The 26,188-nt window shown below is 71.5% G+C and carries 18 protein-coding genes and 5 pseudogenes; 4 read left to right on the plus strand and 19 right to left on the minus strand.

All coding sequences use genetic code 11. From position 1 onward, the window contains the following. Positions 1-21: 21 nt before the first annotated feature. Positions 22-522: a DUF6941 family protein gene (locus AC38ZX_RS17340; protein ID WP_491295310.1), complete on the minus strand. Its 501-nt coding sequence runs from the start codon at positions 520-522 to the stop codon at positions 22-24. A 64-nt stretch (positions 523-586) separates the two neighbouring features. Further along, positions 587-1,470 (minus strand): annotated as a pseudogene (htpX, locus tag AC38ZX_RS17345) (zinc metalloprotease HtpX). A 100-nt stretch (positions 1,471-1,570) separates the two neighbouring features. On the opposite strand from htpX, the gene AC38ZX_RS17350 reads away from it, so the two are divergent. From AC38ZX_RS17350 to AC38ZX_RS17360, 3 genes and pseudogenes are all read left to right on the plus strand, one after another. Continuing rightward, positions 1,571-2,413, plus strand: a complete 843-nt coding sequence (locus AC38ZX_RS17350) for an ABC transporter substrate-binding protein (RefSeq protein WP_491295311.1) — start codon at positions 1,571-1,573, stop codon at positions 2,411-2,413. Then, entirely contained in the window at positions 2,410-3,288 is an 879-nt protein-coding gene (locus AC38ZX_RS17355; protein WP_426593064.1) for an amino acid ABC transporter permease, read from the plus strand. The genes AC38ZX_RS17350 and AC38ZX_RS17355 overlap by 4 nt, the downstream gene beginning before the upstream one ends. A 14-nt stretch (positions 3,289-3,302) precedes the next feature. Then, positions 3,303-4,054 (plus strand): annotated as a pseudogene (locus tag AC38ZX_RS17360) (amino acid ABC transporter ATP-binding protein). A 2-nt stretch (positions 4,055-4,056) separates the two neighbouring features. Here the strand turns inward: AC38ZX_RS17360 and AC38ZX_RS17365 are convergent. Further along, a pseudogene (locus AC38ZX_RS17365) lies at positions 4,057-5,437 on the minus strand (FAD-dependent oxidoreductase). A gap of 394 nt (positions 5,438-5,831) precedes the next feature. Between AC38ZX_RS17365 and rarD the strand changes: the two are divergent. After that, positions 5,832-6,563, plus strand: coding sequence for an EamA family transporter RarD (rarD, locus tag AC38ZX_RS17370; protein ID WP_491295312.1), 732 nt, complete (start codon positions 5,832-5,834; stop codon positions 6,561-6,563). On the opposite strand, the gene AC38ZX_RS17375 is transcribed toward rarD, so the two are convergent. From AC38ZX_RS17375 to AC38ZX_RS17450, 16 genes and pseudogenes are all read right to left on the minus strand, one after another. After that, entirely contained in the window at positions 6,541-7,284 is a 744-nt protein-coding gene (locus AC38ZX_RS17375) for a PP2C family protein-serine/threonine phosphatase (protein WP_491295313.1), read from the minus strand. The two genes, rarD and AC38ZX_RS17375, sit on opposite strands and share 23 nt — an antisense overlap. A 161-nt stretch (positions 7,285-7,445) precedes the next feature. Further along, entirely contained in the window at positions 7,446-8,903 is a 1,458-nt protein-coding gene (locus tag AC38ZX_RS17380; protein ID WP_491295314.1) for an RDD family protein, read from the minus strand. A gap of 69 nt (positions 8,904-8,972) precedes the next feature. Next, positions 8,973-9,972 (minus strand): annotated as a pseudogene (locus AC38ZX_RS17385) (polyprenyl synthetase family protein). A gap of 52 nt (positions 9,973-10,024) precedes the next feature. After that, the gene (gene nuoN, locus AC38ZX_RS17390) at positions 10,025-11,740 is read right to left on the minus strand and encodes an NADH-quinone oxidoreductase subunit NuoN (RefSeq protein WP_426593070.1); all 1,716 of its coding nucleotides are present in this window, start codon (positions 11,738-11,740) and stop codon (positions 10,025-10,027) included. Beyond that, the gene (locus tag AC38ZX_RS17395) at positions 11,740-13,269 is read right to left on the minus strand and encodes an NADH-quinone oxidoreductase subunit M (RefSeq protein ID WP_426595995.1); all 1,530 of its coding nucleotides are present in this window, start codon (positions 13,267-13,269) and stop codon (positions 11,740-11,742) included. Before AC38ZX_RS17395 ends, nuoN begins: the two co-directional genes overlap by 1 nt. Positions 13,270-13,283: 14 nt before the next feature. After that, entirely contained in the window at positions 13,284-15,275 is a 1,992-nt protein-coding gene (nuoL, locus tag AC38ZX_RS17400) for an NADH-quinone oxidoreductase subunit L (RefSeq protein WP_491295315.1), read from the minus strand. Between the two features lie 11 nt (positions 15,276-15,286). After that, positions 15,287-15,586, minus strand: a complete 300-nt coding sequence (gene nuoK / locus AC38ZX_RS17405; RefSeq protein ID WP_426593072.1) for an NADH-quinone oxidoreductase subunit NuoK — start codon at positions 15,584-15,586, stop codon at positions 15,287-15,289. Continuing rightward, entirely contained in the window at positions 15,583-16,473 is an 891-nt protein-coding gene (locus AC38ZX_RS17410) for an NADH-quinone oxidoreductase subunit J (protein ID WP_426593073.1), read from the minus strand. The genes nuoK and AC38ZX_RS17410 overlap by 4 nt, the downstream gene beginning before the upstream one ends. Beyond that, positions 16,470-17,348, minus strand: coding sequence for an NADH-quinone oxidoreductase subunit NuoI (gene nuoI / locus AC38ZX_RS17415; RefSeq protein ID WP_491295316.1), 879 nt, complete (start codon positions 17,346-17,348; stop codon positions 16,470-16,472). Before nuoI ends, AC38ZX_RS17410 begins: the two co-directional genes overlap by 4 nt. Then, a pseudogene (gene nuoH, locus AC38ZX_RS17420) lies at positions 17,341-18,708 on the minus strand (NADH-quinone oxidoreductase subunit NuoH). The gene nuoI and the pseudogene nuoH overlap by 8 nt, the downstream one beginning before the upstream one ends. Beyond that, positions 18,705-21,269 (minus strand): NADH-quinone oxidoreductase subunit G, encoded by a 2,565-nt coding sequence (locus tag AC38ZX_RS17425; protein ID WP_491295317.1) that lies wholly within the window; start codon positions 21,267-21,269, stop codon positions 18,705-18,707. Before AC38ZX_RS17425 ends, nuoH begins: the two are co-directional and overlap by 4 nt. Next, entirely contained in the window at positions 21,266-22,603 is a 1,338-nt protein-coding gene (gene nuoF, locus AC38ZX_RS17430; protein ID WP_426593077.1) for an NADH-quinone oxidoreductase subunit NuoF, read from the minus strand. Before nuoF ends, AC38ZX_RS17425 begins: the two co-directional genes overlap by 4 nt. After that, complete coding sequence (gene nuoE / locus AC38ZX_RS17435; protein ID WP_491295318.1) at positions 22,603-23,460, minus strand: NADH-quinone oxidoreductase subunit NuoE; 858 nt, start codon at positions 23,458-23,460, stop codon at positions 22,603-22,605. The genes nuoF and nuoE overlap by 1 nt, the downstream gene beginning before the upstream one ends. Then, complete coding sequence (locus AC38ZX_RS17440; protein WP_426593079.1) at positions 23,460-24,809, minus strand: NADH-quinone oxidoreductase subunit D; 1,350 nt, start codon at positions 24,807-24,809, stop codon at positions 23,460-23,462. The genes nuoE and AC38ZX_RS17440 overlap by 1 nt, the downstream gene beginning before the upstream one ends. Then, positions 24,806-25,588: an NADH-quinone oxidoreductase subunit C gene (locus AC38ZX_RS17445; protein ID WP_426593080.1), complete on the minus strand. Its 783-nt coding sequence runs from the start codon at positions 25,586-25,588 to the stop codon at positions 24,806-24,808. Before AC38ZX_RS17445 ends, AC38ZX_RS17440 begins: the two co-directional genes overlap by 4 nt. Beyond that, positions 25,585-26,136 (minus strand): NuoB/complex I 20 kDa subunit family protein, encoded by a 552-nt coding sequence (locus tag AC38ZX_RS17450; protein ID WP_426593081.1) that lies wholly within the window; start codon positions 26,134-26,136, stop codon positions 25,585-25,587. Before AC38ZX_RS17450 ends, AC38ZX_RS17445 begins: the two co-directional genes overlap by 4 nt. Positions 26,137-26,188: the final 52 nt, after the last annotated feature.

Consider the following 26,188-nt stretch of genomic DNA (forward strand, 5'->3'; position numbering starts at 1 on the left):
CCCGCGCCGTCGAGAAGGCAGTTATCGACGCGACGTCGGTCTGCGACGTCGACAACTGCCTTCTCGAGCGATCGGACGAGGCACGACGGGCCGAAATGAGCTCTGCGGACGGATGAGGAAGCTGACCTCCCAGCCCTCGCTCGTCTCGTTGTCCAGCGACAGACGCCACTCGTAGCGCTGGCCGACGGTCAGGTTCAGGCCCGGACCGATGCCGAACGCCAGGGGCACGTCGATCGGGGTGCCGGCAGGGACGCCGGACGGGCGGCCGGCCTCGACGTTGCCCTCGATGCGCAGCGGACCGAGGCCGTTCGGACCGTTCACCAGCACCGGCTTGCCGTCGGCGTCGAGCAGCTCGACAACCAGCGCGCGGCGCTGGTTGGTCTCGTCCCAGCCGAACTGCAGCAGCAGGATGATCGCGGCCGGCGGGGTCGGGCTGGTGGTCGTGGACCAGCCGAGGCCGAGGGCGTCGACCTTGCCGTCCGACACCTTGGCGGCGTCGGCGAGCAGCAGCGTGGCCCTCATGGGAACGTGACCGTGCAGGACGTTCGGGGCATGGGACTCTCCTCGTCGGGACAGCGGGGAACGCTCAGTACCGGGTGATGCCGCCCTGCTGGTTCGCCTGGTTCTCCAGGCGCGCGATCCGCTCGGCCATCGGGGGGTGGGTGGCGAAGAACTTCCCGAGGCCGGCGCCCTTGAAGGGGTTGGCGATCATGAGGTGCGACACGTCGACCAGCTCGCGGTCCTGCGGCAACGGTCGGGCCTGGGTGCCGCTCTCGAGCTTGCGCAGCGCGGAGGCCAGGGCGAGCGGGTCGCCGGTCAGCGTCGCACCGTCCTCGTCGGCGTCGTACTCGCGCGTCCGGCTGATGGCCAGCTGGACCAGCGTCGCCGCGACCGGGGCGAGGAATGCGAGCAGCAGGCCGGCCAGCGGGTTGCTGCGGTCTCGGTCGTTGCCACCCCCGCCGAAGAACAACGCGAACTGCGCGAGCGACGTGATCACGCCGGCGACGGCCGCGGCGACGGACGACGTGAGGATGTCCCGGTTGTAGACGTGCATGAGCCGTGCCCGAGGACGCCGCGCAGCTCGCGCTCGTCCAGCAGCCCGAGGATTCCCTCCGTGCAGCAGACCGCCGCGTTCGCCGGGTTGCGTCCGGTGGCGAAGGCGTTCGGCGCGGCGGTCGGCGAGATGTAGAGGCGCGGCATGGGCTGGCGGGCCTGCGTCGAGAGCTCGCGGACGATGCGATACATCGCAGGCGCCTCGAGCTCGCTGACCGGCCGCGCCCGCATGGCCCGGATCGCGATCTTGTCCGAGTTCCAGTAGCTGTAGGCCGTCATGACGAGGCCGAGCGCCGTGAAGAAGACGAGGAACTTGGGCGTCCCGCCGCCGAGCAGCCAGCCGACCCCCAGCAGGATCGCCCACATCGCGCCGAACAGCGCCGCGGTCTTCAACCCGTTGAAATGCTGGTGGCCCATCGTCTCCCTTTCTCGTCTGCACCCCCTGAAACGTGCGCGGACGCGTGCAGGTTCCCTCGTATCCTGGCCCCACGTCCCCCCTGACACACTGGAGAACGCCGTGCGACTCACCCGTTGGTCCACCCTGGCCGCCCTCGTCGCGCTGGCGTTGGCGGCCTGCGCACCCACCGACGACTCGACGGGCACCGCCCCGAGCGCGAGCGACGGCTCGCTCTCGACGCTCAAGGACGGCGTCCTGACCGTCGCGACCTCCGATCCGGCGTACAGCCCGTGGGTGGTCGACAACGACCCGTCGACCGGCAAGGGGTTCGAGTCCGCGGTGGCCTACGCGGTCGCCGAACAGCTCGGGTTCGACAAGGACCACGTGACGTGGGTGACCGACAGCTTCGACCAGATCATCGCGCCGGGCGCCAAGGACTTCGACATCGCGCTCAACCAGGTCTCCATCAGCGAGGAGCGCAAGGCGAGCCTCGACTTCTCGTCGCCGTACTACCAGACCGCGCAGGCGGTGGTGACGCTGAAGGGCGCGGCGGCCGAGGGAGCCGACTCTCTGGCGAAGCTCAAGCCGCTGCGGATCGGCGCCATGGTCGGCACCACGAGCCTGACGTCGGCGCAGGACTCGATCGACCCGTCCACACCGGTCCAGGTGTTCAACGACAACGACCAGGTCAAGCAGGCGCTGACCTCCGGCCTCGTGGACGCGATCGTCGTGGACCTGCCGACCGCCCTCTACATCACGGCGGCCGAGCTCGACGGCGGGATCGTGCTCGGCCAGCTCCCGGACAGCGCCGGGGGCGACGAGTTCGGCATCGTGCTCGACAAGGGCAGCTCCCTGACGCCGGCAGTCACGGCCGCGGTCGACGCGCTGCGCAGCAAGGGCACGCTCGCCGACCTCGAGGCCACGTGGCTGACCGACGCCGCGGGTGCCCCGGTCCTGAAGTGACCACGGCCACCGGTTGGGTGCCCTCGGCGCGCCAACAGGAGCGGGACGCCTACCGACGCACCCGGACGCGCCGCTCGGCAGGCGTCGCGGTCGTCTCGACGGTCGCACTGGTCGCGGTGGCCTGGCTCGCGCTCGTCTCGTCCCCGGGCTGGCCCCGCGTCAAGGCGTCGTTCTTCGACTGGGACGTCGCTCAGGCGTCGTTCCCCGCGATCCTGCAGGGCCTCTGGCTGAACATCCGGGTGATGGCGTGCAGCGCGGTGGTCATCGTCGTCGTCGCCATGGCGCTCGCGCTCATGCGCACCCTGCGCGGCCCGGCGTTCTTCCCGCTGCGGGCTCTCTCGTCGGCCTACGTCGACATCTTCCGGGGGCTCCCGCTCATCCTCGTGATGCTGCTCGTCGGCTTCGGGCTGCCCGGACTGCGCCTGCAGGGCATCCCGACGTCGGCGGTCTGGCTCGGCGGCCTGGCGCTCGTGCTCACCTACTCGGCGTACGTGGCCGAGGTCTTCCGGGCCGGGATCGAGTCGGTGCACCCGTCGCAGGTGGCGGCCGCCCGCTCGCTCGGGCTGACGCACGGGCAGTCGCTGCGCCACGTCGTCCTGCCGCAAGCCGTGCGCAACGTGATCCCACCGCTGCTCAACGACCTCGTGTCACTGTCCAAGGACTCCGGCCTCATCTCGATCCTCGGCGCGATCGACGCCGTCCGGGCCGCCCAGATCGAGACCGCGAAGTACGCCAACTTCACGCCCTACGTGGTCGCCGGCGTCCTGTTCGTGCTCCTGACGTTCCCGCTCACGCGCGCCACCGACGCGCTGGCTCGGCGCTCGGGCTGGATCGGCGCACAGAGCACGATCGCGGGCAGCGGGGCGCTGCGGTGAACCCCCGGCGCGACCTGCCGCCGGCGCGCCCGGACGGGCCGCTGCTCTCGATCCGGAACGTGCGCAAGTCGTTCGGCGACCACCTCGTGCTGGACGACCTCTCGCTCGACGTCGACGCGCACCGTGTCGTGGTGCTGATCGGCGCCTCCGGCTCGGGCAAGTCCACGCTGCTGCGCTGCATCGACCTGCTCGAGGACATCGACGACGGGGACATCGAGCTGGAGGGCCGGGACATCACCGACCCGCGGCTGGACGCCAACGCGGTCCGTGCGCGCATCGGGATGGTGTTCCAGGCCTACAACCTGTTCCCGCACCAGAACGTCCTGGACAACGTCACGCTGGCTCCGCGGCTCGTGCACCGGATCAGCCGCAAGGCCGCCGAGGAGGAGGCGATGGCCGTCCTGGACCGCGTCGGGCTGGCCGACAAGGCCAGGGCGTTCCCCGACGAGTTCTCCGGCGGCCAGCAGCAGCGCGTCGCCATCGCCCGCGCCCTGGTCGGCAAGCCCGCCGTGATGCTGCTCGACGAGGTGACCAGCGCGCTCGACCCGGAGTCGTCGGCGAGGTCCTCGCGTTGCTCGCCGAGCTCAAGCAGACCGGGCTGACGATGGTGGTCGCGACGCACGAGATGGGCTTCGCGCGTGAGGTCGCCGACGAGGTGTGCTTCCTGCACGAGGGCAGGATCCACGAGCGCGGCACCCCCGCGCAGGTGCTCGGCGAGCCGCAGGAGGACCGCACACGCGAGTTCCTCCGGCGGATCACCGGCTGAGATCAGTCCTGCGGGACCTGCTGGCCCAAGGAGACGGCGACCATGTGGTCGCGCGGCACGACCTTGATGCGCTCACGCCCGTGCGGCTCGCCCAGCGAGCGCTCGTACGCGTCGAGGAGCTTCCCAGCCCGACCACTGGATGACGTCGACGCTGCGGCTCGTGAGGAACTCGACGACGGCCGACGGGTCGCGGTCCGTGGCCGTGTAGAAGGCGTCGCCGCCCTCGGCGACGTCCTCGCCGAGGTGCCGGATGGTCTCCGACGCGTCCGACTTCGTGTGCCCGATGAGCCCGACGGGACCGCGCTTGATCCAGCCCGTCGCGTAGACGCCCCGGAGGTGCTCGCCGTCGACGTCGACCACGCGACCCTCGCGGTTGGGGATCACGCCGGCGACGTCGTCGAACGGGATGTCCACCAGCGGCGAGCCGAAGTAGCCGACCGCCCGGTACACGGCCTCGACGGGCCAGTCGTGCGTCTGCCCCGTGCCGGTGACGAAGCCGTCGCCGTTCAGCGCGGTGCGCTCGGTGCGGATGCCGACCACGCGGCCGTCCGCGCCGAGGATCTCGACCGGCTTGTGCAGGAAGTGCAGGTGGATGCGGCGGCTCGCCGTGTTCTCCTCCGGCTCCTTCAACGTCCAGTCGGTCAGGGTCTTGACCACCTGCTTGGTCTGGTTCGAGGAGTGGATGGCGGCCATCGATCCCTCGTCGAAGTCGAAGTCCTCGGGGTAGACGATGACGTCGACGTCCGGCACGTGGCCGAGCTCGCGCAGCTCCAGCGGGGAGAACTTGACCTGGGCCGGGCCGCGGCGCGCGAAGACGTGCACGTCGGTCACGGGCGACGCCTTGAGGAGCTCGTAGACGTTGGCGGGCAGCTCGGTGGGCAGCAGGTCGTCCGCGTGCTTGGCCAGGATGCGGGCCACGTCGAGCGCCACGTTCCCGGCGCCCAGGACGGCGACGTGCTGCGCGGCCAGCGGCCAGGTGCGCGGGACGTCCGGGTGGCCGTCGTACCAGGACACGAAGTCCGCGGCACCGTAGGAGCCGTCGAGGTCGATGCCCGGCACCGGCAGGGCGGCGTCGCGGATCGAGCCCGTGGAGAAGATGACGGCGTCGTAGAACTGGCGCAGGTCGTCGAGCTTGAGGTCCGTGCCGTAGTCCACGTTGGCCAGCAGGCGGATGTCGCCGCGGCCCAGCACGTTCTGCAGCGCCACGATGATCTGCTTGATGCGGGGGTGGTCGGGCGCGACGCCGTAGCGGACCAGACCGAACGGCGCGGGCAGGCGCTCGAACAGGTCGATGCTGACGTCGAGGTCCGTCTTCGACAGGATGTCGGCGGCGTAGATGCCGGCCGGTCCTGCGCCGACGATGGCCACTCGCAGAGTGCTCACGGGTGCGCTTGCCTTCCGATCTTGGGGAGCCGAGACAGTCCAGCGTGCACGACGAACGGCAGCTGCGGGGCTGTGCGGGGACCAGTGTAGGACGGACGGTGAGGTCACCCTCAGGTCCCCGCCAGAATGCGGACAGGCGTGAGACGGCGTGTCGCGACGACCACCTAGGGTGAACGGGTGTCTGAAGCCCCGCACCGCCCTCCTGGCTCCCTCGACGGCCGAGGCCTGGCGGCCGGCGTCGGCGCCTACGTGCTGTGGGGTGTGCTGCCGCTCTACTTCCCCCTGCTGGCCCCGGCGACACCCGTCGAGATCGTCGCGCACCGGGTCGTCTGGTCGCTGCTGTTCTGCTGCCTCCTGCTGTCAGCTTACCCACGGCTGGGCGGCGTTCGGCCGGGTGCTGCGGACGCGACGCATCCTGGGCCTCCTCGCCCTGGCGGCCGTCCTGCTGGCGATCAACTGGATCACGTTCGTGTACGGGATCCAGGCGGACCGGGTGGTCGACGACGCGCTCGGGTACTTCATCAACCCGCTGTTCACCGTCACGCTCGCCGTCGTCGTCCTGCGGGAGCGCCTTCGTCCGCTGCAGCTGGTCGCGCTGGCGTTCGGGGCGCTGGCGGTGGTCGTCATCACCGTCGGGTACGGCCGGCTGCCCTGGATCGCGCTGGTGCTGGCGGCCAGCTTCGGAACCTACGGCTTGATCAAGAACCGCGTCGGGCGCACCGTCGAGGCGATCCCGGGCCTGGCCGTCGAGACGCTCGTGCTCGCGCCGCTGGCCCTCGGCTACCTGCTCTGGCTGGGCACCACGGGCGACGGCACGTTCGCCGCGCAGGGACCCGGGCACGCGCTGGTGGTGGCGTCGGCCGGGGTCGTGACCGCCGTGCCGTTGCTGCTCTTCGGTTCCGCCGCCCGGCGGCTGCCGCTGAGCATGGTGGGGTTGCTGCAATACATCACGCCGATGCTGCAGTTCCTCATCGGGGTCGTCGTCCTGCACGAGGACATGCCGCTCGCGCGCTGGTGGGGCTTCGCGCTCGTCTGGGTCGCGATCGTCCTGCTGACCGTCGACGGCCTGCGCGCCGGCCGGGCCGACCGGCTGGGACGCCGACTCACCGAGCGCGCCCTGGCGTGAGTGCCGCGTCCACGACGACCACCGTGACGTTGTCCCGGCCGCCGGCCGCGAGCGCCGCGGCGACCAGGCGGTCGGCCGCCTCCTGAGGGTCGTCGTGGGCGCGCAGCTCGGCCTCGATCCGGGCGTCCGACAGCGGGTCGGTCAGGCCGTCCGAGCACACGAGCATGCGGTCCCCGGGGCTCACGGGCAGCAGCCACACGTCCGGCTCGACGTCCTGCGACCAGCCGCCGAGCGCCCGCGTGACCACGTTGCGCCTGGGGTGCCGAGCGGCGTCCTCGGCCGGGATCACGCCCGCCGCGACGAGCTCCGCGACCTCCGAGTGGTCGTGCGTGACCTGCTCGAGCACCGCGCCGGCCATCCGGTACGTCCGCGAGTCGCCCACGTTGACCACCAGCCAGCACGGCACGTCGTCGTGCTCGGTCAGCACCACACCCGTCGCGGTCGTGCCCGGCCGCCGACCCGTGCCCTTAGGCAGCGCCCGGACCGCGGCGTGCGCCTCACGGACCACCGCCCGCGCGTCGTCGAGGGTCGGCGCGCCGACGGCCAGCTCGCTCAGCACGTCGATCGCCGTCCGGCTGGCCACCTCGCCCCGGTCGTGCCCACCCATGCCGTCCGCGACGAGGAACGCCCCGTCCTGCGTCCAGACGCTGTCCTCGTTGCGCGGACGCTCCGCGCGTGCGGTCGCGACGCCGACCCTCAGGCGGACCCGGCGGTCGTTCACGAGGTCCCGGCGAGCGGCGCGGTCACGCGTGCCATGGCGTCCTCGTCCCGTGTGCGGTCCCCGCGCCCGGCCGCACCTCGACCTTGCGCACGATCGTCGGCCAGCATAACGACGGCGCCAGCGTCGGTGCACCGGGGCAACCGACGTCGCCCCTTCCGGCGTCAGTCCAGCTCGGAGCGGCTGCGGACCTCGAGGGCCCGACGACCGAACCGGACGGTCCAGCCCGCCTCGACCCGGGCCCGCTTGCCGGGGGCGAGCGACAGCTCGGACCCGTCGGGCCGCACGAGCACGGTGCCGTTGGTCGAGCCGCGGTCGACGATCCACAGCCGGTTGCCCCGCCGCTCGGGACCGAACGCCAGGTGCACGCGGGAGATCGACCCGTCGGGATCGTCGAGCGCGACGAGGTGGGCCAGACCCGGTTCGTCGTCGGGTGCGCGCCCGACGAGCCCGTCGCCCTCGACCTCGAGGCGCAGACCGGTGTCGAACAGCAGCACGAGCCCGGGCGCGCTCACCCGGGCCGGGGGCTCGTCCGGGCGCAGCCGGGCGTGCTCCAGCTCGGGCAGGCCCGGGTCGGCGGGCCGCGTCTCGGGCTCGGCCAGCCCGTCCGGACGACGCTTCGAGCGGGCACCGATGCGCGGCAGACGCGGAGTGCGGCGCGGGGGCCGTGCGCCGATCGAGATCGCCTCGGTGAGCGGCGAGCCGATGACCGGGGCGGGCACCGCGGGGCTCGGCAACCCGGACACGAGCCTGTTGGGCACGTCGATGAGCCGGACCTCGGCCGCCGGCGGCACCACCTTCGCGGCGCGCGGCCCCGGCGGCCCCGTGATGACCTCCAGCCGCTCGGCCCCGGTCGAGGTGGTGATCGGCTTCCACGGCGCGGGTCGGATCAGTCCGGGGGCCGTGGCGATGATCGGGCCGACGGTCGCCGGGGCCGGGCGCGGAGCGCCGATCACGCCAGGGGCCGGCGGCACGAGGCCCAGCACGGGCCGCGGTCCCAGCGCCCGCGCGACGGCGGGGGCGGTGCCCGGACCCTCGACACCGGCCTCGCGCACGGACCGCGCACGCAGCACCAGCGTCCCGGCCGCCTTGTCGTGCCACCCGCGTCGCGCCGTCGCGCGGTCCCAGGCGCCCGAGGCGACGACCACCCACGCGCCGACGAGCGCCACGAGGGCGCCCGCGACCTCGACCAGGACGCGCACGGCGATCGCGACCAGACCCGCGGGCCGGTGCGTCCGCGACCCGACCGTCCGGATGCCGGTCAGCGCGTTGCCGACCGTCGCGCCGGTCCGCGCCTCCACGAGCCACTGCGTCAGCGCCGCGACGACCAACAGCCCCGGGACGGCGCCGGCGACGGCGTCCCACGAGCCGTCTGCGCCCCTCGACCCGCCGCCGGCCTCGGCGATCGCGTAACCGACGCCCACCGCGAGCACGAGCACGAGCACGTCGACGGTGAACGCCACCAGGCGCAGCCCCACGGGTGCGACGGTCTGCGGTGTGACCTCCGCGACCGCGTCGAGCACGGGCCGGCGGGCGGTCGCGACCGGGGGCGCACCGCAGGCCGCGCAACGTCGGGCACCGGGCACGAGCGGCTCGCCGCAGACCCCGCACGGTGCGCTCACGTCGGACCTCCCGCAGTCGGCCGCTAGACGGGCCGCTGCCACATGGTGCCAGAACGTGCGCCGGACGGATCAGGACGCGCGGTCGACCAGGGCGTCCGCGAACGAGACCAGGGCGTCCTTGACCGGTCCGTCGTCGAGGGGCTCCAGCTTCGAGCACCGCGGACCGGGCCAGCGTGACCGCGCGCTCGCGCGTCTCGTCGACCACCGGGTGCGTCCGCAGCGCCGCCACCGCGCGAGCGAGCGCGTCGTCGTCGGTGAGGTCCGAGTCGAGCAGGGCGAGCACCTCGTGGTCCCGCTCCGTGGCGGTCGGCGACTCTGCGCGGGCACGCAGCAGCAGCGCGGGCATCGTGGGTACACGCTCGCGCAGGTCGGTGCCGGGGGTCTTGCCGGTGGTCGCGCCGTCGGACGTCAGGTCGATGACGTCGTCGGCCAGCTGGAACGCGACGCCGATCTTCTCGCCGAACGCGGACACGATGGCCACGACGTCCGGCGGGCAGCCGGCGAACATCGCGCCGAACCTGGCCGACGTCGCGATGAGCGAGGCCGTCTTGTCGGCGAGCACCTGCAGGTAGTGCGCGACGTGGTCGTCGTCGGGCCGGGGGCCCACGGTCTCGTGCAGCTGACCCAGGCAGAGCCGCTCGAACGTCGCCGCCTGGATCCGGACCGCTTCCGGGCCCAGACCCGCGACCGTCGCCGACGCGCGCGCGAACAGCAGGTCCCCCGTGAGGATCGCCACCGAGTTGCCCCAGACCTCGTGCGCGGCCGGCGCACCGCGGCGCAGCGGCGCCGAGTCCATCACGTCGTCGTGGTACAGCGTCGCGAGGTGCGTCAGCTCGACCACGACGGCCGCGTCGATCACCTCGAGCCGCGAGCCGTCACCCAGCTCGGCGGCGAGCAGCGTCAGCAACGGCCGCAGCCGCTTGCCGCCGGCGTTGACCAGGTGGCGCGACGCGTCGTCGGCCAGGGGGTCGACGTTGGTGACGGCGTCCCGGAGCCGTTCCTCGACGATCTCCAGCCGCGCGGACAGGCGCTCGCCCAGGGCGGCATCGGCCAGCGGGAAGGCCGTCATGGTGGTCACGGCACGAACCTATCTTCCCGACGCCCCGATGCAGGACACGGGCTCACGGCAGGAACGACGCCACGCTCTGGATCGCCTCGATGACCGGGGAGGGCGCGACGCCGAGCAGGACGGTGAGCAGCGCGCAGATCGCGATCGCCGCCACGGCGAGGCCCTCGGTCCTGACCACGGTGGTGGAGATCGTCGAGCGCGCCTCCACCTCCGTCGACGGCGGGGTCTCGACGGCGACGGCCGACACGGACGGAGAGCCGAGGACCGCCTCGATGGGCACGGCGCCCGAGGCGGCGTAGACGTCGGCCGGGGCCACCTCCTCGGGGGCGCCGGGCGGGCTGGTGAAGAACATCAGCACGATGATCCGCACGTAGAAGAACGCCGCCGCCGACGAGGCGAGCACGCCGATGAGCGCCAGCGGCCAGGCGCCGCCGTCGACCGCGGCCGAGAACACGCCGAACTTCCCGATGAAGCCTGCGGTCAGGGGGATGCCCGCGAACGAGAGCAGGAACAGCGAGAACGTCACGGCGAGCACGGGGTTGGTCCGACCCAGGCCGGCCCACTGCGACAGGTGCGTGGCCTCGCCGAGGATCGGGCCCGGCGTGCCGTCGGCAGTCTGACCCGTCCGTTCGCGCACCAGCCAGACGATGCCGAACGCGCCGACCGTCGCCGCGCCGTAGACCAGCAGGTAGAACAGCACCGCGGTGATGCCGGCCTGGTTGAGCGCGATGATGCCGACCAGGATGAACCCGGCGTGCGCGACCGAGGAGTACCCGAGGATGCGCTTCATGTCGTTCTGCACGAGAGCGCCCGTGGTGCCGACGACCATCGTCAGGATCGCCACAGTCCACAGGACCACGCCGAGGTCCCAGCTCAGGCCGGGGAACACCGTGTAGACGATCCGCAGCAGCGCGCCGAAGGCGGCGACCTTGGTGCAGGCGGCCATGTAGCCGGTGATCGGCGTCGGGGCGCCCTGGTAGACGTCAGGCGTCCACGTGTGGAACGGCACCGCACCGACCTTGAACAGCAGGCCCGACAGGATCAGGACCGCGCCGACGAGCAGCAGTCCCTCCATCCCGTTCGGCGTGCCCGTCGCCGTGGCGATGTCCGAGTAGCGCAGGGAGCCGCTGTACCCGTAGATCAGCGCGATGCCGAACAGGAACAGCGCGGACGCGAACGCCCCCAGCAGGAAGTACTTCATCGACGCCTCCTGCGAGAGCAGGCGACGCCGACGCGCCATGCCCACCAGCAGGTAGAGCGGCAGCGAGAGGACCTCGAGCGCGACGAAGAGCGTCAGCAGGTCGCCGGCCGCCGGGAAGATCAGCATGCCGCCGGTGGCGAAGAGCACCAGCGGGTAGATCTCGGTCTGGCGGACGCCCTTGCGTCGAGCGACCTCCTCGTAGTCCGAGCCCGGGACAGCCGCGGCGTTGGGCGCGAACGCGTCCTCGCCGGTCTCCGTGCGGTCGGCGATGATCAGCAGCGAGACCAGGGCGAGCACCCCGATCGTGGCCCACAGGACCAGGGTCGGTCCGTCGACCAGCAGGGAGCCGCCGAGGACCGTCGTGCCGCCGTGCTTCTTCACACCGGACCACAGGAGGGCCACGGCGACGAGCACGCCGACCATCGCTCCGATCGCGAGCACCAGCTGCGCGGGACGGCGGGCCCTGGCGGGTGCGAACGCCTCGACGAGGACGCCGATGATCGCGGCGCCGAGCACGATGATGATGGGGCTCAGGGCGCCCCAGTCGATCGTGGGTGCGGTGAACATCAGTTGCTCCCCTTCTCGGCAGGCAGATCGGTGACGCCGACCTGCTGGAGGGTGACGGTCGCCGGCGGGCTCACCAGGTCGAGCGCCGGTCGCGGCACGAAGCCGAAGATCAGCATGAGCGCGAGCAGGGGCGCGACCGCCCACCGCTCACGGGTGCGCATCTCCGGGATGGCCTGCATGTCGGCCGGTGCGGGTCCGGTGAACATCCGCTGGTAGAGCCACAGGATGTAGATCGCGGCGAGCACGACCCCGAGCGTCGAGACGATCGCCGCGGCGGGGTGCCGGGCGAAGGTTCCGACGATGACCAGGAACTCGCTGATGAACGTCGACAGACCCGGCAGCGACAGGACCGACAGCCCGGCGACCAGGAAGTAGCCGGCCATGACCGGGACGATCTTCTGCAGCCCCCCGAACGCCGAGATCTCCTGGGACCCCCGGCGCGCTACCAGGAACCCGGCCAGCAGGAACATGGCCCCGGTCGAGAGCCCGTGGTTGACCATGTAGAGCGACGAGCCGGCGATCGACGTGGACGTGAACGCGAAGATGCCGAGCACGATGAAGCCGAAGTGCGACACCGACGTGTACGCGATCAACCGCATGATGTCCTTCTGGCCGATGGCCAGCGCCGCGCCGTACAGGATCGAGATCAGCGCCAGCACGATGATCACCGGCGCCGCCCACCTCGAGGCGCCCGGGAACAGCGGCAGGCACAGGGTCAGCATCCCGAAGGTGCCCACCTTGTCCAGCACGCCGACCAGCAGAGTGGACGTGCCGGGGGTCGCCTGCTGCGCCGCGTCGGGCAGCCACGTGTGCACGGGGAACATCGGGGCCTTGATGGCGAACGCCAGGAAGAACGCCAGGAACAGCAGCCGTTCCGTGTTCTGCGGCATGTCCAGACCGGTCAGGTTGGCCGTCAGGAAGCCCTGCGGTCCCCCCTTGCCCTGCAGGTACAGCGCGATCACCGCGACCAGCATGATCAGGCCGCCGCCGAGCGAGTAGAGCAGGAACTTGACCGCCGCGTACCGCCGCTGCGCCCCGCCGAACATGCCGATCATGAAGTAGACCGGGATGAGCATGGCCTCGAACAGGACGTAGAAGAGGAACACGTCGCGCGCCGAGAACACCGCGATGATGAACGCCTCGAGCAGCAGCACCAGCGCGAGGTAGCGGCGCAGCCGGTCGGTCGGGACGGTGTCCGAGCCCTGCTCGCGCCATGCGGCGAGCACCACGAGCGGCACCAGCACGAGCGACATGAGCACGAGCGAGAGCCCGACGCCGTTGACGCCGACCGCGTACGAGGCGCCGATCGCCGGGATCCACGCGTGCTGCTCGTACAGCTGGACGGTCTGCGAGGCGTTGGTGTCGAACGCGAGCAGCGCGCCGACGCCGAGGGCGAGCACGACCAACGACACCGCGAGCGCGACGGACCGGGTGTGCTTGCGGAGACCGGCGGGGAGCGCCCAGAGCAGCACGGCGCCGAGCACCGGCACCGCGACCAGGACGGTCAGCCAGGGGAAGGAGGACGACATCGGTGTGAGCTCCATCAGATCTGGATGACCAGGACGACGACGACGAGGACGACGAGCCCGAGCAGCATCGATGCGGCGTAGGACCGCACGTAGCCGGTCTGGACCCGTCGGGCGATCGCGCCCAGGCCGACGGTGAGCCGGCCGACGCTGGTGACGGTCCCGTCGATCGCGGTGCGGTCGACGTACACGAGCGAGCGGGTCAGGGCCTGGCCCGGCTCGACCAGCAGGACGTCGTTGACGGCGTCCTGGTAGAGGTCGACGCGGGCCGCGCGGGTCAGCGAGGTGCCGACCGGCGGGATGACGGGGACGTGCGAGGAGACGTAGCGCCGGTACGCGATCGCGATGCCGACCGCGACGAGCGCGAGGGTCACGATCTTCAGGACGAGTGCCGAGACGACCGGGTCGTCCTCGACCGGCGTGCCCAGCACCGGGGTCAGCCAGTCGACGAACTTGCTGCCCGCGTTGAGGTACCAGCCGAGCCCGAACGACCCGACCGCCAGCACGATCATGGGCCAGGTCATGAGCCTCGGGGACTCGTGCGGGTGCTGGTGGCTGCCGTCGGTCTTGTCCGACCAGCGCTTCTCGCCCTCGAAGGTCATGAAGAACAGGCGGGACATGTAGAAGGCGGTGATGGCCGCGCCCAGGAGCGCGACGGACCCGAACACCCAGGCCCGCCAGGGCGCACCCTCCACCGGGACGAAGGCCGCCTCGATGATGTGGTCCTTGCTGAAGAAGCCGGAGAACGGCGGGACGCCCATGATCGCCAGCCAGCCGCACCCGAACGTGATGTAGGTGATCTTCATGTACCGCGCCAGGCCGCCGAAGTGGCGCATGTTCACCTGGTCGTCCATCCCGTGCATCACGGAACCGGCCCCGAGGAACATGCCGGCCTTGAAGAAGCCGTGCGTCAGCAGGTGGAAGATCGCGAACGCGTAGCCCACGGGGCCGAGGCCGGCCGCCAGGACCATGTAGCCGATCTGGGACATCGTCGAGGCGGCCAGGGCCTTCTTGATGTCGTCCTTCGCGCAGCCGACGATCGCCCCGAAGACCAGCGTGACGGCGCCGACGCAGACCACGACCAGCTGGGCGTCGGGTGCCGCGTTGAACAGCGGCGCGGACCGCACGATGAGGTAGACGCCCGCGGTGACCATGGTGGCGGCGTGGATGAGCGCGGAGACGGGTGTCGGGCCCGCCATCGCGTCGCCGAGCCAGGACTGCAGCGGGAACTGCGCGGACTTTCCGCAGGCGGCCAGCAGCAGCATGATCGCGATGCCGTTCAGCGCCGCTTGGCTGGTGCCCGGCGCGATCCCGTGCAGCACGCTGTCGAGCTTGACGCTGCCGAACGTGGCAAACATGAGGCCCATCGCGATGATGAGCCCGAGGTCGCCGATGCGGTTGGCGATGAACGCCTTCTTGGCCGCCACCGCGTAGTCCAGCCGGTGGTTCCAGAAGCCGATCAGCAGGTACGACGCCAGGCCGACGCCCTCCCAGCCGAAGAACAGCAGCAGGTAGCTGTTGGCCAGCACGAGCGTGAGCATCGCGGCGATGAACAGGTTGAGGTACGCGAAGAACCGGCGACGGTCCGCGTCGTGCTCCATGTACGCGACGGCGTAGATGTGGATCAGCGTGCCGACGAACGTCACCAGGAGCACGAAGGTCATCGACAGCGGGTCGAGGCGCATCCCGGCGTCCAGGTGGAACGAGCCGGCCTCGATCCAGCCGTGCGTCAGGTTGACGTCGAAGACGCGCGACCCCTCGGAGCGCTGGAGCATCTTGACGAAGACGATCGCGCCCACGACGAACGCTGCCGACGACGCCAGGACGCCGAGCCAGTGGCCCCAGCGGTCGCTGCGGCGCCCGAGCAGCAGCAGCACCGCCGCGCCGGCCAGCGGGATGCCGATCAGCAGCGGCGCGACCAGCAGGATGCCCGCCGAGACGGTATCGGTCGCCGGACCGATCGTCGTGTCTGATGGCAGGCTCGCCACCAGGGCTGTCAGGGTGTGCACGTCCCCGCCCCTCAGTTCTTCAACAGGTTCGCGTCGTCGACCGAGGCCGAGCGTCGGGTTCGGAAGATGGCCACGATGATCGAGAGGCCCACGACGACCTCGGCGGCCGCGACGACCATCACGAAGAAGGCCATCACCTGGCCGGTGAGGTCACCGTGGATGCGCGCGAAGGTGACGAGCGTGAGGTTCGTGGCGTTGAGCATCAGCTCGACGCCCATGAACACGATGATCGCGTTGCGCCGCAGCAGGACCGTCGTCGCACCCAGCGAGAAGAGGATCGCCGCCAGCACGAGGTAGTGGGACAGGCTCACTGGTTCTCCTCCGTCGGGGCCGGCCGGGACGTGTCGGGACTGCCGGCGCTCTGCGGGCCGTCCGGGTTGCCGAACTGCTTGCCGGCCACCACCGACCCACCCGCCAGCACCCGGTCGATCCGGGCGGCGAACTCCTGCGCGTCGGCTTCCTGGCCGCGGATGCGCAGAACACGCGGGACCGAGCTGTCGAGCGGGCGACCGTCCGGGCCGAGCGCCGGGACGTCCATCGCGTTGTGGCGTGCGTAGACGCCCGGTGCGGGCAGCGGGGTGAGCACCGCGCCGGCCGCGACGCGGGCGTCGGCCCGCTCCTTCTGGCCGACGCGCGGGGTGAGCCGCTGGCGGTGGGTGAGCACCAGCGCGCCGAGCGCGGCGGTGACCAGCAGGGCGCCGACCACCTCGAACGCGAACACGTAGCTCCCGAACAGGAGCTCCGCGATGCCCGTGGGGTTGTTGTTGACCGCGTCGGCCGCGAAGCCGTGCGGCGTGTAGACGGCCTTCACGACGACGCCGACGAGCACGCAGGCCAGGCCGACACCGGCGAGCAGCGCGATCCAGCGCTGCCCGCGGATGGTCTCCACCAGCGAGTCCGACCCGTCGACGCCGACGAGCATGAGGACGAACAGGAAGAGCATCATCACCGCGCCGGTGTAGACCACCACCTGCACCATCCCGAGGAACACCGCGCCCTGCGCGATGTACAGGATGGCCAGCGAGATCATGATCGTGATCACCAGCAGCGCGGCGTGCACGGCCTTCTTCACGACCAGGAGCCCGATGCCGGAGAGCACCATGATCGGCGCCAGGCACCAGAACAGGACCGCCTCGCCCGTGGACGTCTTGCCCGTGTCGGCGAGGGCCTGGATCAGCGTCAGCGTCGACGTGCTCATCGCGTGCCCTGCTTGTTCGCGGCCGCCACCGTGGCGGCCATGAGCGCGGCGGTCGCACCGGGCACGTTCGCGGCGTCGAGCCCGGCGCCGCCGGGCAGCGTCGGGTCGTCGGGACGGTGCTCGGCCACCCACGCGACCTGCGCCGGCGTGGAGCCGGTGACCTCGCCGCGGTAGTACTCGGTGTCCGTCGTGCCCTCGACCATGGGGTGGGGCGCCTGCAGCATGCCGCTGCGCAGCGGGGCGAGCAGGTCCTGCTTCTCCCAGATCATGCCCGCGCGCGTCGGACCGGCGAGCTCGTACTCGTTGGTCATGGTCAGCGCCCGGGTCGGGCACGCCTCGATGCACAGGCCGCAGAAGATGCAGCGCAGGTAGTTGATCTGGTAGACGCTGCCGTACCGCTCGCCCGGCGAGTGCTGGTCCTCAGGGGTGTTGTCACCGCCCTCGACGTAGATGGCGTCGGCGGGGCACGCCCAGGCGCACAGCTCGCACCCGATGCACTTCTCCAGGCCGTCGGCATACCGGTTGAGCTGGTGCCGGCCGTGGTAGCGCGGCTTGGTCGGCACCTTCTCCGACGGGTACTGCTCGGTGACCGTCGGCCGGAACATGTTCGAGAGCGTGACGCCGAAGCCACCGACGGGCGCCAGCAGGTCGGCCACCCAGTTCCGCGGCTCGATCATCGACTGGTAGCCCTCGGGGGCGGTCGGCCGAGCCACCTCGCCGGCCTTGGGGCGCGGCGCGGCGGCCTTGCCCGGGGTGGCGGGCGGGCGGGCGCCGGCACGTGTCGCCGGCTTGCGGGTGCCGGCGGCCGGCGCCGGCTTGCGGGCCGGCTGCTTGCCGGAGCCCGCGGGCCGTGGGGGCGTGGGCTTGTCAGCCACCGTGCACCTCGCTGCTCTCGTTGCTGTCGTTCTCGTCGCCACCCGAGGGGCCGGCCGTGACCGACGCCTTCGCCGCCGCTGCCATCCGCTGCCGGCGCGGGGACGGCGGCAGAACCTGGCCCGGCTTGGGCGGCACGGGGTAGCCGCCCGAGTATGGGTCGTACACCTTCGGCCCGGTCGGTCCGGGCGGTGGCGCCTTCTTCTTCTCGGGCACGAACATCAGCCCGACGAGCACCAGGAGGATCACCCCGGCGGCGGCGAACAGGATCTTCTGCGTCGGCACGTCGGTGAAGCTTCTGCAGCCCCTGCCAGGCGCCGACGAAGACGACCCAGCCGAGCGCGATCGGGATGAGGACCTTCCAGCCGATCTTCATGAACTGGTCGTACCGGAAGCGCAGCACCGAGCCGCGGACCCAGACGAAGAAGAACATGAAGATCCAGATCTTGGCGACGAACCACAGGATGGGCCACCAGCCGTGGTTGAACATCCCGTCGTTGACCGCGGAGATGGGCCACGGCGCCCGCCAGCCGCCCAGGAACAGCGTCGTGGCGATCGCGGAGACGTTGAGCATGTTGATGTACTCGGCGAGGAAGAACCACGCGAACTTCATCGAGGAGTACTCGGTCATGTAGCCCGAGACGAGCTCGCCCTCGGCCTCGGGGAGGTCGAACGGCAGCCGGTTGGTCTCGCCGACCATCGAGACGATGTAGATCACGAACGCGGGGAACAGCGGGATGAGCCACCAGTGGCCCACCTGCGACGTGACGATCGCCGAGGTCGACATCGATTTCGAGACGATGAACACCGTCACCAGCGACAGACCCATCGCGAGCTGCTGATGACCTGCGCGGTCGAGCGGACCGAGCCGAGCAGCGGGTACGTGGACCCGGACGACCAGCCACCGAGCACGATGCCGTACACGCCGACCGACGCGCACGCGAGGATGTAGAGCACGGCCACCGGGAAGTCGGTGAGCTGCAGCGGGGTGACGTGGCCGAACAGGTCGACGGCGGGCCCGAACGGGATGACCGCGAACACCAGCAGCGAGCAGAAGACCGCGACCATCGGCGCCAGGATGTAGACGATCTTGTCCGCGGCCTTGACCGTCATGTCCTCCTTGACCAGGAGCTTCATGGCGTCGGCCAGCGACTGCAGCAGTCCGAACGGTCCGTGCACGTTGGGGCCGGGCCGCTGCTGCATGCGACCGACGACCTTGCGCTCGAACCAGATGGCGAACAGCACGCTGACCAGCAGGAACACGACGATGGCGACGGCCTTGCTCAGGACGATCCACCACGTGTCGTTGCTGAAGTCCGCCGTGACCGGCGGCAGGGCGGCCGTGGGCAGGGCGGTGATCACGCGCCCACCTCCTCTGTGAGCGGGCCGGGCGTCAGGCGCACCACGTCCCCGGCGTCGGCGTGCAGGGTGTCACGCACCGCGCTGCCCAGCGAGTTCGTCGGCAGCCAGACCACGTGGTCGGGCATGTCGGTGACCGCGACCGGCAGGGTGATGGTGCCGGCGTCCGTGCCGACGGCGATCGATCCGCCGTCGACGACGCCGACGCCCCGCGCCGTGCCGAGCGAGACCCGCGCGACCGCGCGCTTGGCGGTGCCGGCCAGGAACGGCTCGCCGGACTGCAGCCGACCCGTGTCGAGCAGCTGGTGCCACGTCGCCAGCACGGCGGTGCCCTCGACGACCGCCGGCGGCTCCGCGGCGGGCACGCGCGGCGCGTCCGTCCGCGCACCGTCCCAGCCACCCAGCTGGTCCAGCTCCGCGTGCACGGCCGCCAGCGTCTGCAGGCCCAGGTCCGCGCCCAGCGCGTCGGCGAGCCGGTCGAGCACGCGGTGGTCGGCGAGCGCGTGCGACACGAGCGCCTGCGGGAACGGTCGCGGACGGCCCTCCCACGTGACGAACGTGCCGGACTTCTCGCTGGGCGGCGCCACCGGGAAGACGACGTCCGCGCGGTCGGTGACCTCGGACCGGCGCACCTCGAGAGAGACCAGGAACGGGACCGCGTCGAGCGCCTCGCGGGCGATCGCCGGGTCCGGCAGGTCGGCCGGCTCGAGGCCGCCGACGACCAGGCCGCCCAGGCCGCCCGAGCGGGCAGCGGCGAGGATCTGACCGGTCGACCGTCCCGCCTCCGCGGGAAGGTGCTCGACGCCCCAGACGGCGGCGAGGTCGACCCGCGCCGCGGAGTCCGCGACCGGTCGCCCGCCAGGCAGCAGCGTCGGGAGCAGCCCGGCCTCGACGGCGGAGCGCTCGCCCACGCGGCGCGGGATCCAGGCCAGGCGCGCACCGGTGCGCTGCGCGAGGCGCAGGGCCGCCGAGTAGCCGCCGGCCACGCCGGCCAGCCGCTCGCCGACGAGGATGAGGGAACCGTCCCGGGACAGGGCCTCCGCGACCTCGGTGTCGAGGCCGTCCAGCACCTCCGCCTCGGTCCCGGGGGCCGACGGGATCAACGTCCCGCCCAGGCGCTCCAGACCGCGGCTGGCCAGGGCCGCGACGGACAGCACGCGCGTCTTGTGGTCGAGCACGGCGGAGCGCAGGCGCAGGAACGCGATCCCGGCCTCCTCCTCGAGCTCGAGGCCGACCAGGAGCACGGCGGGCGCCCGGTCGAGGTCCGCGAACGTGACCTCCAGCGTGCGACCGGCCACGTGGTGGCCGAGGAAGGCCTCTTCCTCGGCGGAGTGCGGCCGGGCCCGACCGTCCACGTCGTTGGTGCCCAGGGCGACGCGGGCGAACTTGCCGTACGCGTAGGCGTCCTCGAGCGTCAGGCGACCACCGGCCAGCACGGCCCAGCCGGCCGCGGTCTCGCGCGGGTCGTCAGGGAACGCTGCTGCGCGCAGGCCCGCGGCGGCCGCGTCGAGCGCCTCGACCCAGCTGGCGGGCTCGAACTCGCCGTCGGCGTTGCGGACGAGCGGGGTGGTGATGCGGTCCGGCGCCGACTGCCACGCGAACGCGAAACGGTCCTTGTCGGTGATCCACTCCTGGTTGACCGTCGGGTCCTCGCCCGCGAGCCGGCGCAGGACCACGCCGCGGCGGTGGTCGACGCGGATGGCCGACCCCTGCGCGTCGTGCTCCCCCACGCCCGGCGTGCTCACCAGGTCGAAGGGCCGGGACCGGAAGCGGTAGGCGGCGCTGGTCAGGGCGCCCACCGGGCAGATCTGCACGGTGTTGCCCGAGAAGTACGACGCGAACGGTCGCCCCGAGGTGTCCTCGGCGGCGGCTCCGAGCGGGGCCTCCCCCGTGAACCCGAGGATCGCCGTGTCGAACCGGCCGATCTGCTGGTTGGCGCCGCGCTTCTGCAGGTCGATGAACACGTCGCCCGCGATCTCCTCGGAGAACCGCGTGCAGCGCTGGCACAGGATGCAGCGCTCGCGGTCCAGCAGGATCTGGGTGGAGATCGCGATCGGCTTGGGGAACGTGCGCTTGACGTCGACGAACCGGGTGCTCGCGCGCCCGTTGCTCATCGCCTGGTTCTGCAGCGGGCACTCGCCGCCCTTGTCGCAGACCGGGCAGTCCAGCGGGTGGTTGACCAGCAGCAGCTCCATGACGCCGTGCTGCGCCTTGTCCGCCTCGGGCGAGGTGTGCTGCGTCTTGACCTCCATGCCCGGGCTGGCCTCGAGCGTGCAGCTGGCCTGGGGCTTGGGCATCTTCGACAACTTGCCGTCGCGCCCGGGTGCCCAGACCTCGACCAGGCACTGACGGCACGCGCCCGCCGGGGCGAGCAGGGGGTGGTCGCAGAACCGCGGGATCTGGATGCCCAGCTGCTCGGCGGCGCGGATGACGAGCGTGCCCTTCGGCACCGTGGTCTCGATGCCGTCGACGGTGAACGTGACGGTGTCGGTCGGCTCCGCCCGTCGTTCCACGGGGGCCGACGGGACCAGCTTGCTGGTCGGTCCGTTGGACAGGATCGTCATGCGTGGACCCCCGCGAGGACGCCGGTCTGGCGCGGCGTGTAGGTGAACAGCGAGCTGTGCTCGGGCGGGAAGAGCACGTCGGCCGGCGTGTGGGTGCCCGCCTCGAACTCGTCCCGGAAGTACTGCACGGCCGAGGTGATCGGGCTCGTCGCGCCGTCGCCGAGTGCGCAGAAGGCGCGGCCCAGGATGTTGTCGCACAGGTCGAGGAGCAGGTCGATGTCCGCCGAGGTGCCCTGGCCGGCCTCGATGCGCTGCAGCACCTGCGTCAGCCAGTACGTGCCCTCGCGGCACGGGGTGCACTTGCCGCAGGACTCGTGCTTGTAGAACTCGGTCCAGCGCGTCACGGCACGGACCACCGACGTGGTCTCGTCGAAGATCTGCAGCGCGCGCGTGCCGAGCATGGAACCGGCCGCACCGACCGACTCGTAGTCGAGCGGGACGTCGAGGTGCTCGGCGGTGAAGATCGGCGTCGACGAACCACCGGGCGTCCAGAACTTCAGCTCGTGGCCCTCGCGGATGCCGCCGGCCATCTCCAGCAGCTCGCGCAGCGTGATGCCCAGCGGCGCCTCGTACTGGCCGGGCCGCGTGACGTGGCCGGACAACGAGAACAGGCCGTGGCCGGTCGAACGCTCGGTGCCCATCGACTTGAACCAGTCCGAGCCGCCGACGACGATCCCCGGGATCGATGCGATCGACTCGACGTTGTTGACCACCGTCGGTCGGGCGTACAGGCCCGCGACCGCCGGGAACGGGGGCTTCAGTCGCGGCTGGCCGCGCAGGCCCTCGAGCGAGTCGAGCAGCGCCGTCTCCTCGCCGCAGATGTAAGCGCCGGCGCCGGAGTGCAGCGTGATCTCGAGGTCGTAGCCCGAGCCGAGGATGTCGGTGCCCAGGTAGCCGGCCGCGCGGGCCTCCTGGATGGCCAGCAGCAGGCGGCGGTAGACGTGCAGGACCTCGCCGCGGACGTAGAGGAACGCGTGGTCGCAGCCGATCGCGTAGCTGGTGATGATCATGCCCTCGATGAGGTGCTGCGGGCTGGCCATCATCAGGGGGATGTCCTTGCACGTCCCCGGCTCGGACTCGTCCGCGTTGACGACGAGGTAGCGCGGGCCGCCGTCGGGCGCGGGCAGGAAGCCCCACTTCATGCCCGTCGGGAACCCGGCACCGCCGCGGCCGCGCAGACCGGAGTCCTTGACCATGGTGACCACGTCGGCCGCCTGCATGCCCAGGGCCCGACGCAGGCCCCGGTAGCCGCCGGCACCTTCATAGGTGGCCAGCGTCCACGAGCGGTCGGCGTCCCACGTGTCCGTGAGGACCGGGGTCAGCGTCGTCGCCATCAGGACTCCTTCGCGTCGTCGGAGGTCTGCTTCTTGCGCCGGCCCTCGGCCGACACGTCGCCGGCGGTCGTCACGGGACGCTCGGCGCTGGACTGCTCGCCGCCGACCTCCGGCTTGCCACCGGCAGGGGCCTTGGTGCCGGTCGCCGTGAGCGGCGGGGCCACCCAGCCCTCGGCGCGGGCCAGCTCGATGCCGCGCAGGGTCGGGACGCCGGCGCCGACACCCTCGTTGGCGCGGCCGTCGTCGAACCCGGCCAGCACGCGGGACATGTCCGTGAACTTCACGACGGTGTCGGCGCCACGCGTCGGGGCGACGGGCTCCCCCGAGGCGATGGTGTCGACGAGGCCGCGTGCGCTGTCGGGCGTCTGGTTGTCGAAGAACTCCCAGTTGACCATCACGACCGGCGCGTAGTCGCAGGCCGCGTTGCACTCGATGCGCTCGAGCGTGATCGCGCCGTCCTGCGTGGTCTCGTCGTGCCCGATCCCGAGGTGGTCCGACAGCTCCTCCCAGATGGCGTCGCCACCCATGACCGCGCAGAGCGTGTTGATGCAGACACCGACCGTGTAGTCGCCGTTCGGGTGGCGCTTGTACTGCGTGTAGAACGTCGCCACCGCGGACACCTCGGCCGTGGTCAGGCCCAGGTGCGCCGCGCAGAACGCGATGCCGCGGGGGCTGACGTAGCCGTCCTCGGCCTGCACCAGGTGCAGCATCGGCAGCAGCGCCGAGCGCGCCTGCGGGTAGCGGGCCACGATCACGTCCGAGTCCGCGGTGAGCCGCGCGTGCGTCTCGGCGTCGTAGGACGTCCGGTGCGTCTGGCCTGCACCTCGACCAGCGGGCCTTCCGGCTTCAACCGACATCAGCGGTCCACCCCTCCGAGCACCGGGTCGAGGGACGCGACGGCCACGACGACGTCGGCGATCTGCCCGCCCTCGCACATGATCGACGTCGCCTGCAGGTTGTTGAACGACGGGTCCCGGAAGTGCGCGCGGTAGGGCCGCGTGCCGCCGTCGGACACCAGGTGCACGCCCAGCTCGCCGCGGGGGTGCTCGACGGTCTGGAAGACCTGGCCGGCCGGCACGCGGAAGCCCTCGGTGACCAGCTTGAAGTGGTGGATCAGGGCCTCCATCGAGGTGCCCATGATCTCCCGGATGTGGTCGAGCGAGTTGCCCATGCCGTCGGCGCCGATGGCCATCTGCGCAGGCCAGGCGATCTTCTTGTCCGCCACCATGACCGGTCCGGGGCCCATCTTCTGCAGGCGGTCCAGCGTCTGCTCGACGATCTTCATCGACTGGTAGCACTCCTCGACGCGGACCACGAGCCGGCCCCACGAGTCCGCGGTCTCGGCAACCGGGACGTCGAAGTCGTACGTCTCGTAGCCGCAGTACGGCGTGGCCTTGCGCACGTCGTACGGCAGGCCGGCGCTGCGCAGGACCGGACCCGTGATGCCGAGCGCCATGCAGCCCGACAGGCCCAGGTAGCCGACGTCCTTGAGGCGCAGGTGCAGGATCGGGTTGGCCATCATCAGGTCTTCGAGCTGCTTGAAGAACGAGCGGACGACGACCAGCGACTCACGGATCGTGTCGATCGCGCCCGGCGGGATGTCCTGGGCCACGCCGCCGGGGCGGATGAACGCGTGGTTCATGCGCAGGCCGGTGATCAGCTCGAAGATCTTCAGGATCTCCTCGCGGGCGGTGAAGCCCACGGTCATGATCGTCGTGGCACCCAGCTCGTTGCCGCCCGTGGCCAGGCACACCAGGTGGCTCGTGATGCGGTTGAGCTCCATGAGCAGCACGCGGATGACCGTGGCGCGCTCGGGGACGTCGTCCGTGATGCCGAGCAGCTTCTCCACGGCCAGGCAGTACGCGGCCTCCTGGAACAGCGGAGCGACGTAGTCCATGCGCGTGCAGAACGTCACGCCCTGGGTCCAGGTGCGGAACTCCATGTTCTTCTCGATGCCGGTGTGCAGGTAGCCGATGCCCGCACGGGCCTCGGTCACCGTCTCGCCGTCGATCTCGAGCATGAGCCGGAGCACGCCGTGGGTCGACGGGTGCTGCGGGCCCATGTTGACGACGATCCGCTCCTCGCCGAGGCGGGCGGCCTCCTCGGCGATGTCGGACCAGTCGCCGCCGGACGCCTCGAACGAGGGGACGCCCTCGGTCTCGCTGTCCACCACGCGGGCGGTGCTTCGGGGTGTCTGAGTGGTCATCGGTACGACCTCCGCTGGTCCGGGGGCGGGATGGTTGCGCCCTTGTACTCGACCGGGATGCCCCCGAGGGGGTAGTCCTTGCGCTGCGGGTGGCCCGGCCAGTCGTCCGGCATCTCGATGCGGGCCAGGGCGGGATGACCGTCGAAGATGATCCCGAAGAAGTCGTAGGTCTCGCGCTCGTGCCAGTCGTTGGCGGGGTAGACCGCGACCGTCGAAGGCAGGTGCGGGTCCGCGTCGGCGACCGCGACCTCGAGCCGCAGGCTGTGCGAGTGCGTGACCGACGTCAGGTGGTAGACCGCGTGCAGCTCGCGGCCGACGTCGTGCGGGTAGTGCACGCCCGAGACGCCGAGGCTCAGCTCGAACCGCAGGTCCTGGTCGTCGCGCAGCACCTGGGCGACCTCGACCAGGTGCGCGGGCCGCACGTGCAGCGTCAGCTCCTCGCGGTCGACCACCACGGACTCGACGGCGTTGGCGTAGCCCGTGCCGGACTCGTCCAGCACCTCCGCCAGGATGTCGACCGCCTCGTCGAACCAGCCGCCGTACGGGCGCTCGCTCGGGCCGGGCAGCGCGATCGGGGAGACCAGGCCGCCGTAGCCGGACGTATCGCCCGAGCCCGTCGTGCCGAACATGCCCCTACGGACCTCGACGATCTCGATCGGCGTGCGCGTGCCGAGGTTCTGGCCGCCGGCCTCGAGCGCGGCCTCGCTGGTCGGCTGCGCCTGCGTCCCGGCGTCGCCGGGCTTCGCGGCCGCCGCGGCGTCCGTCTTCTCCTCGCTCACTTCAGCAGCCCCGTCATGTGCGACGTCGGCGTCGCGTCCATGGCGGCTGCCTCCGCCGCGGCGGCCGCCTCCTTGCGGTTCACACCGAGCGGCTCGTTCTGGATCTGCTCGTGCAGGGTCAGGATCGCGTTGATCAGCATCTCGGGCCGCGGCGGGCAGCCGGGCAGGTAGATGTCGACGGGCACGATGTGGTCGACGCCCTGCACGATCGCGTAGTTGTTGAACATGCCGCCGCTGCTGGCGCAGACCCCCATCGAGAGCACCCACTTGGGCTCCGACATCTGGTCGTAGACCTGGCGCACGACCGGGGCCATCTTCTGGCTCACGCGGCCGGCGACGATCATCAGGTCAGCCTGGCGCGGCGACGCGCGGAACACCTCCATGCCGAAGCGCGAGATGTCGAACCGGCTGGCGCCCGCGGCCATCATCTCGATGGCACAACAGGCGAGGCCGAACGTGACCGGCCACAGCGAACCCTTGCGGAAGTAGCCGACGAGATCCTCGACCGTCGTGAGCAGGAAGCCTGACGGCGCCTCTTCGATCCCCATGTCAAACCTCCGGACGAGCGGTTGTGCTGGTTGCTGTGCAGGTTGCCGTGCC

The organism is Cellulomonas sp. McL0606 (assembly GCF_058248365.1).

Coding starts and splice junctions, on each gene's coding strand:
- AC38ZX_RS17340 (WP_491295310.1), bottom strand. CDS start 522: ATGAGGGCCACGCTGCTGCTCGCCGACGCCGCCAAGGTGTCGGACGGC.
- nuoN (WP_426593070.1), bottom strand. CDS start 11,740: ATGTTCACCGCACCCACGATCGACTGGGGCGCCCTGAGCCCCATCATC.
- AC38ZX_RS17395 (WP_426595995.1), bottom strand. CDS start 13,269: ATGTCGTCCTCCTTCCCCTGGCTGACCGTCCTGGTCGCGGTGCCGGTG.
- AC38ZX_RS17410 (WP_426593073.1), bottom strand. CDS start 16,473: ATGAGCACGTCGACGCTGACGCTGATCCAGGCCCTCGCCGACACGGGC.
- AC38ZX_RS17425 (WP_491295317.1), bottom strand. CDS start 21,269: ATGACGATCCTGTCCAACGGACCGACCAGCAAGCTGGTCCCGTCGGCC.
- nuoF (WP_426593077.1), bottom strand. CDS start 22,603: ATGGCGACGACGCTGACCCCGGTCCTCACGGACACGTGGGACGCCGAC.
- nuoE (WP_491295318.1), bottom strand. CDS start 23,460: ATGTCGGTTGAAGCCGGAAGGCCCGCTGGTCGAGGTGCAGGCCAGACG.
- AC38ZX_RS17440 (WP_426593079.1), bottom strand. CDS start 24,809: ATGACCACTCAGACACCCCGAAGCACCGCCCGCGTGGTGGACAGCGAG.
- AC38ZX_RS17450 (WP_426593081.1), bottom strand. CDS start 26,136: ATGGGGATCGAAGAGGCGCCGTCAGGCTTCCTGCTCACGACGGTCGAG.